The 17,070-nt window shown below is 71.5% G+C and carries 17 protein-coding genes; 14 read left to right on the top strand and 3 right to left on the bottom strand.

The window, feature by feature from the left end; translation table 11 throughout:
- The first annotated feature begins 1 nt into the window (after position 1).
- From WME96_RS17280 to WME96_RS17265, 4 genes are read left to right on the top strand one after another with little or no spacing between them, the layout of a single operon-like run.
- Positions 2 to 880, top strand: a complete 879-nt coding sequence (locus WME96_RS17280) for a DUF4388 domain-containing protein (protein WP_437291213.1) — start codon at positions 2 to 4, stop codon at positions 878 to 880.
- Positions 877 to 1,680 carry a ParA family protein gene (locus tag WME96_RS17275; protein ID WP_437291212.1) on the top strand — a complete coding sequence of 268 codons (804 nt, stop codon included), beginning with the start codon at positions 877 to 879 and terminating at the stop codon, positions 1,678 to 1,680. The genes WME96_RS17280 and WME96_RS17275 overlap by 4 nt, the downstream gene beginning before the upstream one ends.
- Entirely contained in the window at positions 1,652 to 2,227 is a 576-nt protein-coding gene (locus WME96_RS17270) for a hypothetical protein (RefSeq protein ID WP_437291211.1), read from the top strand. The genes WME96_RS17275 and WME96_RS17270 overlap by 29 nt, the downstream gene beginning before the upstream one ends.
- A gap of 53 nt (positions 2,228 to 2,280) precedes the next feature.
- Positions 2,281 to 2,655, top strand: coding sequence for a hypothetical protein (locus tag WME96_RS17265; protein ID WP_433936590.1), 375 nt, complete (start codon positions 2,281 to 2,283; stop codon positions 2,653 to 2,655).
- A gap of 5 nt (positions 2,656 to 2,660) precedes the next feature.
- On the opposite strand, the gene WME96_RS17260 is transcribed toward WME96_RS17265, so the two are convergent.
- From WME96_RS17260 to WME96_RS17250, 3 genes are all read right to left on the bottom strand, one after another.
- Positions 2,661 to 3,671, bottom strand: a complete 1,011-nt coding sequence (locus tag WME96_RS17260; RefSeq protein ID WP_437291210.1) for a helix-turn-helix domain-containing protein — start codon at positions 3,669 to 3,671, stop codon at positions 2,661 to 2,663.
- 124 nt (positions 3,672 to 3,795) lie between these two features.
- On the bottom strand, positions 3,796 to 4,713 hold the full coding sequence (locus WME96_RS17255) for an SMP-30/gluconolactonase/LRE family protein (protein WP_437291209.1): 918 nt from the start codon (positions 4,711 to 4,713) through the stop codon (positions 3,796 to 3,798).
- 177 nt (positions 4,714 to 4,890) lie between these two features.
- A complete protein-coding gene (locus tag WME96_RS17250; RefSeq protein WP_437291208.1) occupies positions 4,891 to 5,985 on the bottom strand; it encodes a hypothetical protein in 1,095 nt (364 codons plus the stop codon).
- Positions 5,986 to 6,363: 378 nt separating this feature from the next.
- Between WME96_RS17250 and WME96_RS17245 the strand changes: the two genes are divergently transcribed.
- The 10 genes from WME96_RS17245 (at position 6,364) to WME96_RS17200 (ending at position 16,981) form a co-directional block, all read left to right on the top strand.
- Entirely contained in the window at positions 6,364 to 7,350 is a 987-nt protein-coding gene (locus WME96_RS17245) for a PAS domain-containing protein (protein ID WP_437291207.1), read from the top strand.
- 444 nt (positions 7,351 to 7,794) lie between these two features.
- Positions 7,795 to 8,667, top strand: coding sequence for an ABC transporter permease (locus tag WME96_RS17240; protein WP_437291206.1), 873 nt, complete (start codon positions 7,795 to 7,797; stop codon positions 8,665 to 8,667).
- A complete protein-coding gene (locus WME96_RS17235; protein WP_437291205.1) occupies positions 8,664 to 9,509 on the top strand; it encodes an ABC transporter ATP-binding protein in 846 nt (281 codons plus the stop codon). Before WME96_RS17240 ends, WME96_RS17235 begins: the two co-directional genes overlap by 4 nt.
- A complete protein-coding gene (locus WME96_RS17230) occupies positions 9,506 to 10,555 on the top strand; it encodes an ABC transporter substrate-binding protein (protein WP_437291204.1) in 1,050 nt (349 codons plus the stop codon). The genes WME96_RS17235 and WME96_RS17230 overlap by 4 nt, the downstream gene beginning before the upstream one ends.
- Positions 10,552 to 11,007, top strand: coding sequence for a nucleoside deaminase (locus WME96_RS17225; RefSeq protein ID WP_433936582.1), 456 nt, complete (start codon positions 10,552 to 10,554; stop codon positions 11,005 to 11,007). Before WME96_RS17230 ends, WME96_RS17225 begins: the two co-directional genes overlap by 4 nt.
- A 426-nt stretch (positions 11,008 to 11,433) precedes the next feature.
- Entirely contained in the window at positions 11,434 to 12,549 is a 1,116-nt protein-coding gene (locus tag WME96_RS17220; protein ID WP_437291203.1) for a substrate-binding domain-containing protein, read from the top strand.
- A 256-nt stretch (positions 12,550 to 12,805) separates the two neighbouring features.
- Positions 12,806 to 13,876 carry an alpha/beta hydrolase family esterase gene (locus WME96_RS17215; protein ID WP_437291202.1) on the top strand — a complete coding sequence of 357 codons (1,071 nt, stop codon included), beginning with the start codon at positions 12,806 to 12,808 and terminating at the stop codon, positions 13,874 to 13,876.
- An 86-nt stretch (positions 13,877 to 13,962) separates the two neighbouring features.
- The gene (locus WME96_RS17210) at positions 13,963 to 15,162 is read left to right on the top strand and encodes an MFS transporter (protein ID WP_437291201.1); all 1,200 of its coding nucleotides are present in this window, start codon (positions 13,963 to 13,965) and stop codon (positions 15,160 to 15,162) included.
- Positions 15,163 to 15,311: 149 nt separating this feature from the next.
- A complete protein-coding gene (locus WME96_RS17205) occupies positions 15,312 to 16,538 on the top strand; it encodes a flavin-dependent oxidoreductase (protein WP_437291200.1) in 1,227 nt (408 codons plus the stop codon).
- Complete coding sequence (locus tag WME96_RS17200; RefSeq protein ID WP_437291199.1) at positions 16,535 to 16,981, top strand: DUF3237 family protein; 447 nt, start codon at positions 16,535 to 16,537, stop codon at positions 16,979 to 16,981. Before WME96_RS17205 ends, WME96_RS17200 begins: the two co-directional genes overlap by 4 nt.
- The last annotated feature ends 89 nt before the right edge of the window (positions 16,982 to 17,070 follow it).

The raw sequence follows: 17,070 nt of genomic DNA, 5'->3' as shown, positions 1-17,070 counted from the left end.
AATGCCCATCGTCGTGATCGCCGATCCCGATCTGCGCGAGCGCATGCGGTGCATTCGCGTCATCGCCGGGCAGGCTCAGGTGAGCGCCCTCGGCGCCGCCACGTGGGAAGAGCTCGATCAGGCGCTCGACGGCGCGCAGAGCGTGGAGCTCATCATCTACGCGCCGTCGCTCCCGGGCGCGCCGGAGGACGCCCTCGCGCAGCTCAACCGCCGCACGGCGCGGCTGGTGCTCGCGGTGCACGACGGCGTGGAGATCCCTGGCGCGGTGAGCAGCGTCACGCGCGTGACGTGGCCCATCGCCGAGGAGACGCTCGTCCTCATGGCGCACGCCGCGGGCGAGCAATCGGCGCCGGTCGGGATGAACTTCGTGCCCGTCGATTTCTTGCAGATGATCTGCATGTCCGGCGACTCTCACGTCCTCGTGGTGAGCAACGAGAGCGGCGACGTGGGTCTCATCGAGGTGCGGCGCGGCCAGCTATGGACGGCGTTCGACGCCCTCGGCGTGGGCGAGGAGGCGTTCGCGCGGCTCATCCGCCCGGAGATGCGCGTGCGCGTCAACCCGGCCGGCGGCTCGACGAAGGAGCGCACCATCTTCAAGGACCTCGCGGAGCTGGTGCTCGACTCGCTGCGCCGCATCGACGAGGGCAGCGTCGACGTGCCGCCGCCGATCTCGTCGCGGCGGATCGCGATCGCGCTCGCCTCCCCGGAGCAGATCGCGAGCCGCGTCAAGCAGCTCAACGCCGACGCGCGGCGCCTCTTGATGGAGCGCAGCTACAGCGAGGCGGCCCGCGTCCTCACCGACCTCTCGGCGCTCGATCCCGCGTCCAGCCTCGTGCGCGCTAACCTGGAACAGCTACGCAAGCTCGGATACCCAAGATGACCCGATCCATCGCATTCGCCAGCCTGAAGGGCGGAGTCGGAAAGACCACCGTGGCGCTCAACTGCGCCTTCGCCTTCGCGCGCCGCGGCGCGCGGACCCTCCTCGTCGACACGGATCTGCAGGGCGCCATCGGCATGTCGCTCGACGGCGTGAGCGATCGCCCCGGCCTCGCCGCGAGCCTCGCGCGCGGCGGCCCACCGCTCGAAGGCGTGGTGAAGACCCGGCTCGCGGAGCTCTGCCTCCTGCCCATGGGCCCCGTCGACGCGCTCGACGAGGATCGCTTCTCCGTCACCGCGCGCGAGGCCAACGTCGTGGGGCGCATCCTGGAGCAGAGCCAGCGCGACTTCGATCTGGTCCTCTTCGACACGCCGGCCGGGCTCGGCGGGATGTCGCGCGTCGTGCTGGAAGAGGTGGACAGCGTGATCGCGGTGGCGCAGTGCGAGCCGCTCGCGCTGCGGGCCCTGCCCCGGCTGCTCGAGATGCTGGCGCGGCTGCGCGAGATCGGCGCCGCCTGCTCGCTGCTCGGCGTGATCGGCACCATGAGCTCGTTCCGCGATCCGGTGCCGCTGGCGTCGCTGGAGGAGCTGTGGTCCCTCTACCGCGAGCAGGTCTTCGACACCGCGGTGCCGCGCGACAGCACATTCCTCCAGGCGAGCCGCGCGGGCGTGCCGCTCGGCTTGCTCAGCCGCCGGCCTCCGGCGGTCTCTGCGGTGTTCGACAAGCTCGTGGCCGAGATCGAGGAGCGGCTGGGCACAACGGCAGGAGGCGAGGATGACGGTCCGATCCGTCTCGTGGACTGACGCGCAGCGGGTGAGCTCGCTGCTCGCGCAGGTGACCGCGCCGCGGTCGCAGGAGCGCACGACGCTCGTGAGCCCGATGGCGCCGCCGCGCCCCGCGGCGCAGGCGAAGCCCGCGCCGGCGCAGGCGAAGCCCGCGCCGGCGAAGCCCGCGCCCAGGCCGCCGAAGGAGGTGCCGCGCCTCGTGCAGACCTCCGACAACCCGGCTGACCGGCTCGACACGCTCGTCGCCTGGACGCTCGACCACCACGCGTGCGTGGGCGCCTTCGTCGCCGACGACAACGGCCTCACGCTGGCGGCGCACGGCATCTCCGAGGCGCACGTGTCGCTCGTGGGCCCGCTGCTCTCGGCGCTCGTCGGCGTCCGCAGCATCCCCGGCGTCGACGCCACGGCGGGCGCGCTCTGGCTGGGCGCGCAGATGATGTCCTGGGTCGAGGCGCGCACGGCGCGCGGCGGCTTCTGCCTCGGGACCGTGGGCGACGAGGCCCTCTCCACGCGGGCGTTCGAGCAGCTCAAGGAGGCGCTCGAGACGACCCTGCACGGGCTGTAACGAATGCGGGATTTCCAACGCGGGCGCGCGCGCCCAGGAGCCACGGAAGCACGATGATCGACACCAAAGTCCTCGAGGCCGCAGTCCATGATCTCCGCAACATCCTTCGCGACGGGCTGCTGGCCACCGACATCTGGGAGCGCTCGGCGGGCCTGTCGCTCGCCGGCTTCAACCAGCAGCCGGTGGCGGTGGCCCTCTTCACGCGCATCACCGAGGAGCTGGACACCTCGCTGCGCGACTCGAACTTCCCGCCGCTCGGGCGGTATTACCTGATGGACATGGCGGGCAACCACACCGTGGTGGTGGTCAACCACGGCAAGCTGCTCCAGGGCATGCTGGTGGACAACAAGCGGGCGAACCTCGGGATCCTCATCTCCGTGGCCATCCCGCGGATGATCGACACCATCGCGCAGGCGATCATGCGCTGAGCTGCTCAGCCCCCCACCCCGCTTCTCGACTCGCCCTCCTCGCCGAAGCAGCCGTCGTCCGCGCCCGGCCGGTGCCGCGCGCGGTACTCCGACGGGCTGAGCCCCTCGGAGCGCCGGAACTGCTCGGCGAACCGCGACGCCGAGTCGTAGCCGCAGGCCGTCGCGACCTCGAGCACGCCGTGGCGCCCCGAGCGCAGCAGCGTCTTGGCCAGCTCGAGCCGCTCCTTCCACAGGAGCGCCCTGAACGAGAGCCCCCTCGCGCCCAGCCGGCGGCGCAGCGTCGCGTTGCTCACCCCGAGCGCGCGCGCGACGTCCTGGGCGGCCCACGCGCGCGCCGGATCGCGGCGCACCAGCGTCCGGATCGCGAGCGTGGGATCGAGCGACAGCGTCGACGACGCCGCGCGCGCCTCCTCGAGCTGCTCGCGGTGCTGCAGCAGCAAGGTCAGGATGAGGTCCTCCAGCCGGTGCTGGAGGAGCAACGCGTGCGCCCCGGGCAGGAGGAGCGTGTTCACGAGGTGGATCAGCGCCTGGATCGACGGCATCGCCGAGCGCAGGAGGTGCGGCCGGTCCGCCTCGAAGCCGCCGAGCCCCCGCTGCACGCAGAGCGTCGGGTAGCGGCGCTGGAGCCGCTCGTCGACCTCGCTCAGCAGCTCGATGGTGAACGAGCGGTACACGCCGCGCTCCGGATCCGGCTCGTTCACGAGCTCGAGGGGGATGCCCTGCGGCACGAGCAGGATCTGCCCCTCGCGGGCGACGAGGCGCGTGTTGCCGTCCGGCCCGTCGAGGAAGATCCGCTTCGCCCCGTCGAGGATGAGCACCACGAGCGGCCGCGAGAGCCGCTGGATCTGGACCCGCTCGCGCGCGCGGGTGAAGACCCCGATCCACCGGGCCAGGCCGGCGCCGGCGGCGCCGTACGTCGAGGACGCGCGCTCCAGCCGGGCGATCGCCTCCCTGAGCGCGCCCCAGGCCTGGGCCTGATCCGTGGGCTCGAGCAGTCGGGTGAGCTGGGTGTTCATGTTCGCTCCTGGTTGCCTCGTGGATCGATCGGCGGCGCGATCGCCGCGGCGACGCGCTGCAGGCCGGCCGGGGCGGATCAGCGTAGCCGCGCCGCGCCGGCGGCCCAAGCGCTGGTGCGCGGGCTCACTCGACGTCGAGCAGGACGACCTCGTCGTCGTTGAAGAGCGGGACGAGCAGGCGGCTCCTCGCGCGATCCCAGCCGAGATCGGCGGGGCTCGGGAGATCCTCCGCGAGGGTCGAGACGCGCGGCGCGGCGTCCCCGGCGGGGTCGACCTCGAAGATCGCGCTCGCGTCCCAGCTCGACACGAGGAGCCGGCCGTCGTCGAGGCGCACGAGGCCGTCCAGCGTGCCCGCGGGCAGCGCGATCTCGCGCCGCGGCTCGCCCGAGGCGTCGACCGCGTCGACGCGCGCGGCCCCGAGGTAGGCTACCCAGATCTCGCCGTCCGCGTACGCGACGCCGTTCGGGTGCGGCAGCGCGGGGTCGGCGAGCAGCCTCGACGGCTGCCCGGCCGGATCGATCACGACGAGCGCGTCCGTGCCCGTCCCGGTGATCGCGCCGTCGACGACGGTCACGCCCGAGTCCGAGACCACGATCGACCCGTCGGGCATGACGGCGACGTCGTTGAGCAGGCCGGCGCCGGGCACCTCGATGTCCTGGATCGGCGCGCCGTCGCTCGCGTCGAAGACGCGGACCGCATCGATGTCGGCCACGTAGAGCTTGCCGTCCGCGACGGCCATGCCCTTGGGCGCGCTCAGCGTCACGCCCTCGGACGCGCCGTCGATCCAGGTGAGATCGAGGACCTCGCCGTCCGGCGAGACGCGCGAGATGAACCCGCGATCGTCCTTCTCGACGGGCGAGCCGACGATGTTCGAGACCAGGTACACGTCGCGCTCCGCGTCGTGGAGCACGGACTCGGGCGTGGTGAAGCCGCCGACGCGGCGGCGCTCCGGCGCGGTCGGGGCCGGGCTCTCGGCGCACGCCTGGAGGGCGGCGGAGAGGCAGACGAGGACCGCGGTGAGGCGCTTCGGGTGCGTGTTCATGGGGGTGCCTTCTCGGTGGATCGGGCCCGGCGACGCGCCGGACCGTGCGCCTACCGTGCCCCCCGCTGCCGCGCGGCGCGCGCCCGCGGCGCTCATTGACGCGCCCGAAACGCTCACGCCCTGGCGCCCTGAAGCCTCAACCCCTCCTGTCGACTGCCACCCATCCAGCGCGACGGCTCAACCCGACACCAGCACGCGGTGCCGGTGCAGCACGAGCAGCACCTCGTCGTCGAGGTCCGCCTGCCTCTGCTCCCGCAGCTTGCGCCGCACCCCGCTCACCGGCTCTTCCCCGGTGAACTCCACGAGCAGCGCGTACGCCTCGCCCGGCAGGCCGATCGCGTCGTATTCGCTGTAGGCGCCGAGCGCCACGCTCCCGTCCGGGAGCCATTGCACCGTCGCGTCCGGGTTGAAGCGCAGCACCTCGGGCAGCTCCGGCGAGACCACCGCCCCGTGAAGCCGGTCCAGGATCGCCTGCTCCAGCGTCCCGTCCAGGCCGAGGTGCCGCTCCAGGTCCGCCGCCGAGAGCCCCCGGATCTCCGCGAAGCAGGCGCGGTAATACTCCGCCTCGCGCCCGGTCCACTCCCGCCACATCGCCCTGTACTCGGCCTTGGGCGGCGCCTCCTCGTCGAGCTGGTCCACGGTGAGCGGGCTCGACTCCTGCTCTCCGCGGCTCCGGTGCTGGTGGATGTACTCGGGGTGGAGCTTGAACAGCGCATACCGCGAGAGCTGGATCTCCACGAGGGAGAGGAACGTCTTGATCGACATCCACAGCTTCCGCCCGTCCGCGCCCGCGACGTACTTGCAAAAGAACGTCGAGCAGACCGCCTCGCGATAAGGCCAGATGGTGCAGCTCCCGGGCTCCGCGTCGTAATAAGGGCAGCGCAGCGTGGCAGAGCGGCCGAACGCGCGCCGCGAGCTCGAGTACAGGAGCTCGAACTTCGCGGGCGGCTTCAGCCATTGCGGCGTCGCGCCGATCCGCGCGGCGATCTTCGCCTCCACGCGCCGCCGCCCCTCGGCCATGCCGGGGTCGTCGTCCGAGAGCAGCGCGCCGACCAGGTAGTTCGGCAGCCGCGGGTGGAACGTGCAGCACTTGGTGTCGGGCCGGAAGAACCGGCTCCGGCCGTCCACCGGCGCGACGGCGCTCTGGCACGAGGCCTCGCACATCGCGCACGAGGCGCAGGTGGCCTTGGTCTCGGCCGGGATCTCCCGCTCGAAGAACGGGGGAAGAAGGCCCCTGTAGAGGGCGGGCAAGCTGTCGACGATCCTGGACATGGGTGGGCTCCAGAGAGGCGGCCACCGTAGCACCGGGCGCCGCGCATTCCGCGCCGATCCCGCTCGCGCGCCCGAGCTCGCCCGCTTCGAGGTGTGCGCCGAGCGCAGCCGCAACCGCGAGGAACCCCCGCCGCGGTCGCTCACCGGGTCGATCGCGGCCCTCGCGTCAAGCGGCATGTCCCGCCGAGGGGGCGAGCCCGAGCTCGCGGCACCGCACGCATGGAACCCGGACGAGCGGACGCGAGGTGAGTCGATATGCTCTGTTGACGTGCAAGGTCCTGAGCGCAAGCGCGGGGCCTGTACACCGGTGCCGCTGACCAGCGTTGCGTCCCGAACCATCTTCGGATAATGCGATCAAGCTGACACCTGGTACCCTGAATGCAGCCCGATCCAGAGAACGAGATGTCGCTCGGTGAGCAGGTCGTGGCGCTTCGCCAGCGCGTCGCGGAGCTGGAGCAGGAGCTGGCCGAGGCGCGGCGAGCGGGCGCGACGCAGCGCGACGACCGCCCTGCCGAGCAGGAAGAAGGGCTGCTCGCCAGGTTCTTCTCGGTGGAGGCCGCCGGGCACGCCGCGCTGCTCGACGCGATCCCGGCGATGGTCTTCTTCAAGGATCGAGATCACCGGTACCTCGCCGTCAACAAGGCCTACACGAACCATTACCGCCTCTCGGCCGACAAGATCGTCGGCAGGCGTGATGAGGACATCTTCATCCCCGAGGTCGCTCGCAGCTACCACGACAACGACGAGGCCATCATGGCCGACGGGATCGCGCGGCTGAACGTGGAGCTCCAGTGGAAGCTCGAGGACGGCAGCGACGGGTGGACCCTGGAGAACATCGTCCCCTTCCGTGACGCGCGCGGGCGCGTGATCGGGATGGTGGGCGTCGTGGTCGACGTGACCGCGCGAAAGCGGACCGAAGAGGCCTTGCGGCGCACCGAGTCCGAGCTGCTCGCCAGCCAGGCGCGCCTCCTCGAGACGGTCGCCGCGCTCGCGACGCCGGTGCTGCCGATCGAGCACGGCATCCTCGTCCTGCCGCTCGTGGGCCACCTCGACGGGATGCGGAGCAGCCAGCTCATGGCGGCGCTCCTGCAAGGCGTGGAGCGCCACGACGCCGAGTTCGTGATCATCGACCTCACCGGCGTCCCGGTCATCGACAGCCACGTCGCGCACCACCTGCTGCGCGCGGTGCAGGCCGCGGTCCTGCTCGGCGCGCAGTGCGTCCTCGTCGGCATGTCCGCGGCCACCGCCGCGTCCCTGGCGAGCACCGGCGAGGCGCTGGAGGAGCTCGTCCTTTTGAGAGACCTCCGGGCCGGCGTGCGTTACGCGATGTCGCGGCGAAAGGCCAGGGCTCGCGCGCTCCCGTGAACGACACGCCACCCCCGAGAGGACGTGGCGCTCTGCACCTGAGGCATCCCCTCAAGTTCTTCGGAAAGTTCACAGGGAGGCGGGGAGACGGGGAGGAAGTTCTTCGAAATACTCCCTGTCTCCCCGCCTCCCTGTTCAATTTCTCCGCTGAAAAAAGCTGCGAATTGGGGGAACGCCTCAGGCTTTGCCCCTCTCCTCGCACACGCACCCATCCTCCACGACGCAGCGCGAACAATGCTGCGATGAAGGCCATGCGCCCACCTCGATGAGCGCGCGCTCGCGCGCCAGATCGCGCTTGACGGTGTGGCGTCGGACTGATGACATCTTTTCAGGCCAATCCTGATGAAGGTACGTGGCCCGCCTGCTTCCCGGGCACCGACACGAACCCACATCGGGGCAAGATATCCTCTGTCCCGACTCGGTCTGTCTCGAGAGAACGTCACGATGGGAGGCTCGGAGGCCTTCACGAGGATGCTTGTCGACACGAAGCCGCTCGCGCCGTCGCGCCAGTGCGGGCGGGCGCCGCCGCGCTGGCTCGCGCTCGGCCGCGCCATTCCGGGCCGCGCCCGCCTCGCGCTCGGCGCGGCGAGCCTCCTCGCGATGGCGGCGGCGTACGCGTGGCTCCCGGCCCGCAGCGGGTCGGACGCCGCGATCGTCCCGACGCTCTCGAGCATCGGGCGCGCCACGGCCGAGGCGCTCGCGTCGAGGGAGCTGTGGACCGATGTCCAGCACAGCTTCCTGCGCGTCACGGCGGGGTTCGCGGCCGCCGCCGTCCTCGCCGTCCCGCTGGGCGTGCTCGCCGGCGCGTTCCGCGGGGTCGCCGCGCTGCTCGAGCCGCCGACCGAGTTCCTCCGCTATGTCCCGGTGCCGGCGCTGATCCCGCTGGTCATGATCGCGGCCGGCATCGGCGAGGGGGCGAAGGTGATGCTCGTGTTCCTGGGCACCTTCTTTCAGCTCCTGATCATGACCGCGGACGAGGTGCGGCGGGTCCCGGCGCCGCTCGTCCAGATCAGCCAGAGCCTCGGGGCGACGCGGCGCGAGATCGTCTGGCGCGTCCTCGCCCCGGCCGCCCTCCCCGGCGTCTGGAGCGCGCTGCGCATGTGCAACGGCTGGGCGTGGAGCTACGTCGTCGTCGCGGAGCTCGTGGCCGCCACCGAGGGGCTCGGCTTTCGCATCCTGCGCTTCTACCGCTTCCTCCAGACGCCGAGCATCTACGCCTATCTGCTGGTGCTCGGCCTGCTCGGCCTCGGCCTCGACTGGATGTTCCGCGCGGCCTCTCGCCGGCTCTTCCCCTGGGCGCGAGGGCGCGAGACATGAAGCTGTCGCTGCGCGGCGTCGCGAAGTCGTACCCCGGTCGCCGCGGCGGGACGGTCGCCCTCTGCCCGCTCGACATGGATGCCCGAGAGGGCGAGTTCATCAGCCTCGTGGGCCCCTCCGGGTGCGGCAAGTCCACGCTCCTCCACATCGTGGCCGGGCTCGAGCCGGCGACGGCCGGGACGGTCGATCTCGACGGCGAGCGCGTCCTCGGCCCCGGCGTCGAGATCGGCCTCATGTTCCAGCAGCAGACGCTGTTCCCCTGGCTGAGCGTGCGCGAGAACGTCCGGTTCCCGCTGACCCTCGCGCGCGCCCGGGCGCGCGCCGGCGCCGGCGCTCGGGACCAGCAGGCGGCCCGGGTCGACAGCCTCCTGCGCCTGGTCGGGCTCTGGGACTTCCGCGACAGCCTCCCCGCGGAGCTGAGCGGCGGCATGCAGCAGCGCGCCGCGCTCGCGCGGGCGCTCGTCGGGCAGCCCGAGGTGCTGCTGATGGACGAGCCGTTCGGCGCGCTCGACGCGCAGACCCGCGAGGACATGCAGGAGCTCTTGCTCCACCTCATCCAGCATCACCGCATCACGACGCTGTTCGTCACGCACGACGTGGACGAGGCCCTGCTCCTCTCCGATCGCGTCGTCGTCTTCTCCGAGCGGCCGGGACAGGTCCTGGCCAGCCTCGACGTGACGTTCGCGCGGCAGGCGCGCTCGGCGGAGCTCAAGCTCGACGAGGCGTTCCTGCACCAGAAGCGCGAGATCCTGGCGCTCCTGCGCGGGCGCGCGCGCACCGGGGCGCAGCGCGACCGCTTGCTCTTCGGGCTCACCAACACGCCACTGGAAGGGGGATCATGAATCGAAGGACCGTCTTGCAAGAGCTCGGGGCAGCGCTCGCGTGCCTCGCGCTGTCCGTGGGCTGCTCGAACAAGGACGCCGCGCCGGACGAGGCGTCCGCCGCCGCGCCCGCCCCGGGCGAGCGCCCCGGGGCCGCGGCGCCCCCCGCGGAGCCGCTGAAGCTCACCGTCGGCCACGACCTGTGGATCGGCTACTCGGGCGTCTTCCTCGCGAACGATCTCGGGTACTTCAAGCAGGCCGGGCTCGACGTCGGGCTCAAGCCGTTCTCGAACCCGGGGGACACGCTCGCGGCGCTGGCGTCGAGCCAGCTCGACGTCGGGCTCACCACCCTGCAGAACCTGGCCGTGCTGAACGGCAACAGCGAGACCGACGTCGTGGCGATCGCGCTCGTCGACAGCTCGAACGGCGCTGACGCCGTGGTGGCCAAGGACAGCATCGCGTCGATGGCCGATCTCAAGGGCAAGACGGTCGCCCTCACGCTCGGCGAGGTCAACCACATGCTCTTCCTGTTCGGCCTCGAGAAGAGCGGGGTCAGCCCCGGCGACGTGAAGATCACGAGCATGAGCGCCGACGACGCCGGGGCCGCGTTCGTCGCGGGCAAGGTCGACGCCGCGGTCACCTGGGAGCCGTGGATCACCAAGGCGACCAAGAACGGCGGCCACGTGATCTTCTCGAGCGCCAGCATGCCCGACACGATCACGAACTCGGTGGTCGTGCACAAGGCGAAGCTCGACGCGGGGGGCGACGCCTACAAGAAGTTCCTCGGCGCCGTCGATCGCGGGGTCCAGACGCTGCGCAGCGAGCCCGACAAGGCGTACCCCATCATCGGCAAGTACCTGAACGCCTCGCCCGAGGACGTGAAGGGCATGCTGGCCGGCGACAAGATCTACGATCTCGCCGACAACAAGCGGCTCTTCGGCGCCGCGGACAAGGCCGGCCCCGCCGTGGCCTCGATGAAGTCGGTGATCGACTTCGCTGTCCAGTCCAAGCTCGTCAAGAAGGCGCCGGCGCCGGAGTCGCTGCTCGACGCGAGGCTCGTCCGATGAGCCGCGACGAGGAGCTGATGGCGCGGGCGCTGGAGGTCGCGCGCGGCGCGCAGCGGGCCGGCGAGCCGCCGTTCGGCGCCCTGGTCGTGGCCCCGGACGGCACGATCGTGGCCGAGGCGACCGACGAGGTGAACGCCCAGCGCGACTTCACGTGGCACGCCGAGGTGGGCGCCGTCCGCCGCGCCTGCGCGGCCGTCGGCCCGGATCTGCAGGGGTACACGCTGTACACGACCGTGGAGCCGTGTCCGATGTGCTTCACCGCGGCGTGGCTCGCCCGGATCAGCCGCATCGTCTTCGGCTGCACGATGGCCGAGGTCACGAAGGCGACCGGGGGAGCGCAGCGCGAGCTGGCCGTCCCGGCGCAATGGATGAACGAGCAGTCCGGCGCGCCGCTCGACCTCGTCGGCGGCGTCCTCGACGATCAGTGTCTCGCCCTGTTCGGGCAAGCCTAGCTCCGCGCGTCTCGGACACGGGCAGGGCCGTCCTGCGGGCGACAGGCCCGTCCGGCGGCTCGCGCCCGTATCTGGTGCTCACCTCGCCTGCCCGACGCAGCGCTCCTCTCCCTCGTCGCGCTCAGGAGTCCCTCCGTCCTCGCGCATGCCCCCACCTCTCGGCCTGACAGCCGCGATTCACGGACAAGCATCGATGTGTGAGTCTCCGCGCCAAGATTCGTCGATTGCGCTCATGAGACCTTGACAGAGCGAAGCTCGATGTGATGGCGTATCGCGCGGGGGAAGAGTGGAAGTTCACGGCGACACCTTTGTCGCCCTCGTCCCGGTCGCCGTCAGCTGCGCCGGCGGGCGAAGAGCCCGCCACGAGATAGCGCTTCACGCAAGGGTGCTGCGTACGACGGGACGAACCACGGAGCATGAGGGGGTATGATGAACAGCATTGGACGACGCCGGGTGGCGGCCTTCGGGCTCGCGCTGACGACGGCGGCATGCGGATCGGGCGGCACCACCGGCGAGGGCGAGCAAGTCTCGCACATCAAGCGCGCTGAGACGCCGAAGAGCGAGTTCAACGCGGAGGAGATCGAGGCGACGCTCGACGCGCTCGTCGCCGAGCTCAACGAGGGCGCCCTCGAGCCCATGCAGATGGCGATCCTGCTGAAGGAGATCGGCGGGTTCTTCACGCCGATCACCACGGGGGCGAACCGAGCCATGGGCGAGCTCGGGGTCACGGGGAACGTGCTCGGGGCCAATGGACAGGGGGCGGTGGCCCAGGGGGAGCAGATTGAACAGGCGGTGGCGGACGGCGCCGAAGGGATCGGCGTCTCGCCGTTCGGCGAGGCCACCGCGGCCGGCATCAATGAGGCCATCGACAGCGGGGTTCCTGTGGTGACGCTCGACACCGACGCGAACGGCTCCAAGCGTTCCATCTATGTCGGAACCATCAGCGCGTCGGCAGGCGTCACGGCCGGAGAGACCCTGCTCGCGTTGCTGCCCCCCGCGCCGGGCACTGTGGTGATCCACGGCGCCGGCGACCCGTTCTGGGTCGACGGGATGAATCGAATGCAGGGGGCTCGGGGCGTCCTCGAGGGCGCCGGTTACAAGATCGTCGTGCGTCCGATCGACTGGTCCCCGCAGGGGGAGCTCGCCGACGTCGAGGCGATGAGAGCCCAGATCGAGACCGCGGACCCGCCCGTCGTGGGGTTGCTCGGCCTGCACAACGTCTCGTACCGGTGCGCGATGGCCACGGAGGCCGCTGGCGCGACGGAGCTCCCCGTCGTCGCCTTCGACTACGAGCCGAAGACCGTCGAGTACATGCGCCGGGGGCTCATCAAGGCGACGCACGCCCAGCGGCAGTATTACGCGGGGTACCTCGTGCCCTACATCCTCTACGGCATCAAGATGATCGGCCTCGACGCGACCAGGGCGATCTTCGCCCCTCGGATCTCCGACGAGAGTCGGCTCAACGTCGGCCTCGACGTGGTCCCGTGGGACAAGGTCGACGAGTACAACACCTTCCTCGACTCGATCGGCGTGACTCAGTAGCGGCGCCGTAGCTCGGCGAAGACCTCGCGCGGCGAGGGCGGGCAAGGCCGCCACAGACAACAATTTCAGCGCCAAGCGAATTCGGCTCTCGCGCGAATCGTCCAGTCCGCCGATCGGGCGTGACGTCTGGCGTCGAGGCATAGGCGAGTATGCCTATGCCTCTCGCCAGAGGACCTGGGATACGAAGTCGTTGCGGTCACCTGCATCGGGTGATGCGAGCAACGGCGGCGATCTTCGAACAGAGAGGCGAGGACGAATGGAAACGCTTCGCAATTTCGGCACGACAGCGCCTGGGGTCGTCGTGCTCGCGGCGTTCGCGGCGTTCGCGGCGGTGGCCTGCTCCAGCGAGGGGGATGCGACGGCCGAGGCATCGGCCGGCAGCAGCAGCTCCGGAGGGCCCGCTGGGCCCGGCAGCAGCGGCTCCGGTGCCACGGTTGGCTCGTCCACGACGGGGGGCTCGTCGGCGACGGGGGGCTCATCGGCGTCGGGGGGGAGCGTCGGCGGCAGCGGCAGCGGCGGGAGCCCGGCCTCGGGAGGAGCGGGCGCGGGCGGCGCAGGCGCCGCCGGCTCCGCCTCGAGCGGCTCTGGAGGAGAGACGCAGAGCGCGGGCTGCGGCAGCGCGACGGCGCCGAGGAGCGGCCGCTTCAGCATCGATGTCGGGGGCGCGACGCGCGAGTACATCCTCGCCGTGCCGGACGATTACGATTCCAGCCATCCTTACCGGCTCATCTTCGCCTGGCATCCCCGCGGCGGCTCGGCCGAACAGGTCGCGACCGGGTTCGGCGGCGGCTATTACGGCCTCCAGGGTCGCGCCGACGGCTCGGCGATCTTCGTCTCGCCCGAGGGGCTCGACCAGGGCTGGGCGAACACGGGCGGCCGCGACATCGCGTTCCTCCGCGCCATGCTCGAACGCCTCCGCGGCGAGCTCTGCATCGACCAGAGCAGGATCTTTTCGACCGGATTCAGCTACGGCGGCATGATGTCCTACGCCATCGGCTGCGCGATGGGCGACGACTTCCGCGCCATCGCCTCCATGTCCGGCGCGCTCTACAGCGGCTGCGAGGACGGCGACCACCCTGTGGCCATGTGGGGCGCCCACGGGAACGCCGACGACGTCGTTCCGGTCGACAATGGTCGGTCCGCTCGCGATGTCTTCCTCGAACGAAACCACTGCGATGAGCAGACCACGCCGGTCTCGCCGTCCCCCTGCGTCAGCTACGAAGGCTGCGACGCGGGCTATCCCGTCGTCTGGTGTGAGTTCAGCGGGGGCCACGCCCCGCAGAACAACTCCGGTGAGTCGATCTGGAATTTCTTCTCGCAGTTCTGAAGCGGGCCTCGCTTGAGCCGGACGTCGTTCAACCAGCGGCAGCTGCAACAATCCCGGGCAATGGGACGGAAACGGTAGGTCTCTCCATGGGCGCATCGCCCCCTCACGCGCCGCGCGGCGCCGTCACGCTGTCGCTGTGCTTCCTGATCACCCTGCTGGAAGGGTTCGACATCCAGGCCATCGGCGTCGCCGCCCCCCTGCTGATCCCCGCCCTCGGGATGACGCCCGCGCAGGCGGGCGTCGTGTTCGGGGCTGGCATGGTGGGGCTGGTCTGCGGGGCGCTCGGCGGCGGCTGGATGGCCGACCGCATGGGCCGCAAGCCGCTGCTGATGATCGCCGTCGGCGCCTTCGGCCTGTTCACGCTGGCCACGGTGGTGGCGGGCGGACCGCTGTCGCTGGGTCTCTACCGGCTCCTGGCCGGGACCGGCCTGGGGGCGGCGATGCCCACCCTGGTGGCCATCGCCCTGGAGATCGCCCCTCCCGACCGGCGGACCCGCACGACCACCTTGATGTTCAGCGGCATGCCGGCCGGCGGCGCGCTGGCGGCGCTGTTCGCGGCCGGCTTCCTGGCGCGGTTCGGCTGGCAGAGCATCTTCCTGGTCGGCGGCGTGCTGCCGCTCTTGCTGCTGCCGGTCATGGCGCGGCTGATGCCCGACAGCCGCCCGGCTGCGTCCGGCGGCGCGGAGCGGCCGAACAGCGTGCAGGCGCTCTTCGGCGGTGGCCGGCTGCTGATCACGATGCTGGCCTGGTTCATGTTCGGCTTGACGCTGCTCGTGCTGTATCTGCTGCTGAACTGGCTGCCGTCGCTGGTGGCGGCCAAGGGCCTGGGCGGCGTGGGCGGCGCCGGCGCCGCGTTCGCCTTCAACGTCGGCAGCGTCGTCGGCTGCTGGGCCATCGGCACGCTCGTCGATCGGCTGGGGCCGCGCATTCCCATCATCGCGGCCTATCCCGCCCTGGCCCTGTCGCTGTTCGGGCTGGCGGGGGCCAGCAGCCTGGCGCCGGTGCTGGTGCTGGCCGGCCTGGCCGGCTTCTTCCTGCTGGGCGCGCAATACTCGCTCTACGGCATCATCCCGCTCTATTACCCGGCGCAGGCGCGCGGGCTGGCCGTCGGCGCCTCCATCGCCGCCGGCCGGCTGGGTTCGATCGGCGGGCCGCTGGTGGCGGGCCACCTGCTGAGCCAGGGCTGGGGCCCCGCCGGCGTGGCCATGGCCATGGTGCCGGTGGTGCTGTCGGCCGGGGTGGCGGCGGCGGTGATGACCCTCCGCGGACGCTATGTCGCTGATTGAGGAGAGGGCCGCCCGCGCGGGGTCGATGTCACCTGCGGCTCCTGCCGACGACATCGATCGGCCGACGGCGGCCGACGTCGGGTCCAATGAATTGTCATGGCCCTTAACCAACTAGGCGGCGTCGAGCCGCAAGGCTGCGGGAGGACTTCATGCAGGTGATCGTCGCGGGCGCCGGGATCGGCGGCCTTGCCGCGGCTCTGGCGTTGCACGCCGCGGGCCATGAGGTGACGGTGTTCGAGGCCGCGCCCACCATCCTGCCGCTCGGGGTCGGCATCAACCTCCTGCCCCACGCCGGGGAGGTGCTGGGCGAGCTGGGCCTTGTCGAGGCCCTGCTGGCGCAGGGGGTGGCGACCCGCGAGCTCGTCTATTTCAACCGCTTCGGTCAGCGCATCTGGGGCGAGCCGCGCGGCCGCTTCGCCGGGCACGCCGCGCCGCAGATCTCCCTGCACCGCGGCGCCCTGCAGGGCGTGCTGTTCGACGCCGCCGTCGAGCGGCTGGGCGAAGGCCGGGTGATCTGCGACAGGCGCCTCTCGGGCCACGAGGAGGACGAAGGCCGCATCGTGGCGCGCTTCATCGACCGCGAGGGCGTGGCCCGGAAGGTTCCTGCCGACCTCCTGATCTGCGCCGACGGCATCCACTCGGCGGCGCGCGCCCGCCTCTATCCGGACGAGGGGCCGCCGGTCTATGGCGGCCGCATCCTGTGGCGGGCGACCACGCTGGCGGCGCCCTTCCTCACCGGCGCCAGCATGATCATGGCCGGCCATCAGGACCAGAAGTTCGTCGCTTATCCCATCTGCCCGCCGGGGCCGGACGGCCGGCAGAGGATCAACTGGATCGCCGAGCTCGCCGTCGCAGAGAGCCTGCGACGGGAGGACTGGAATCGGCGGGGCGACCCGGCCGACTTCCTGCCCAGGTTCGAGGCCTGGCGCTTCGACTGGCTGGATGTGCCCGGCCTGATCCGGGGCGCCGATGCCATCTACGAGTTCCCGCTGGTCGACCGCGATCCGCTGCCGCGCTGGAGCCACGGGCGCATGACGCTGCTCGGCGACGCCGCCCATCCCATGTATCCGATCGGCTCCAACGGCGCGAGCCAGGCCATCCTGGACGCCCGCGCCCTGGTCCGCGCGCTCGCCGCTCATGCCGACCCGGTGGAAGCGCTGGCCGCCTACGAGGCCGAGCGCCTGCCCGCCACCGCCGCCATCGTCGCGGCCAACCGCGGCAACGGTCCGGAGCAGTGCATGCAGATCGCCCAGGACCGCGCGCCCGACGGCTTCGAGCGTATCGAGGACGTCTTCGCCCCCGGCGAGCTGGAGTCCATCGCCGCCCGCTACAAGGTGCTGACCGGCCTGAAGCGCGCCTCGGAGCCGCTCGCGTGAGCCCGCCCCTCGTTCCCCTGATGACGCTCGAGGTGGCGGTGGATCCGCCGGTCACCATCACGCCGAACCCGCCCTGCCGTCGCTTCATCCCCATCGTCGGCGGTACGGTGGCCGGCGGCCTCGAGGGCCGGGTGCTGCCGGGCGGCGACTGGCAGACGATCTGGGCCGACGGGCGGATGGAGATCTCCGCCCACTACATCCTCGACATCGCCGGCCATGGGACGGTGGAGATCCTCTCCGAGGGCGTCCGCTCCGGGCCGCCGGACGTGCTGGCGGCGCTCGGGCGCGGCGAGGCCGTGGACCCCGGGCTCTACTATTTCCGCACCGCCATCCGCATGCGCACCTCGGCGCCGGGGCTTCTGCGGCTGAACGCCGTGCTGGCCCTGTCCGTGGGAGAGCGGCTGGCCGACCGGGTGCGGCTCACGGTTTACGAGGTCCGCTAGGCGCGCGATCGTGGCTCAGCCCCTCGAGACCTCGGCTGGCCTGGCGCGAAGGGGGCGCGGAGAACGGCGGCCGCCGCTCGACCGCGAGG

Source organism: Sorangium sp. So ce406, from assembly GCF_051474675.1.
In the GTDB taxonomy this organism is placed as follows: Bacteria; Myxococcota_A; Polyangia; order Polyangiales; family Polyangiaceae; genus Sorangium; species Sorangium cellulosum_G.
This window is presented reverse-complemented; position numbering and strand designations above follow the sequence as displayed.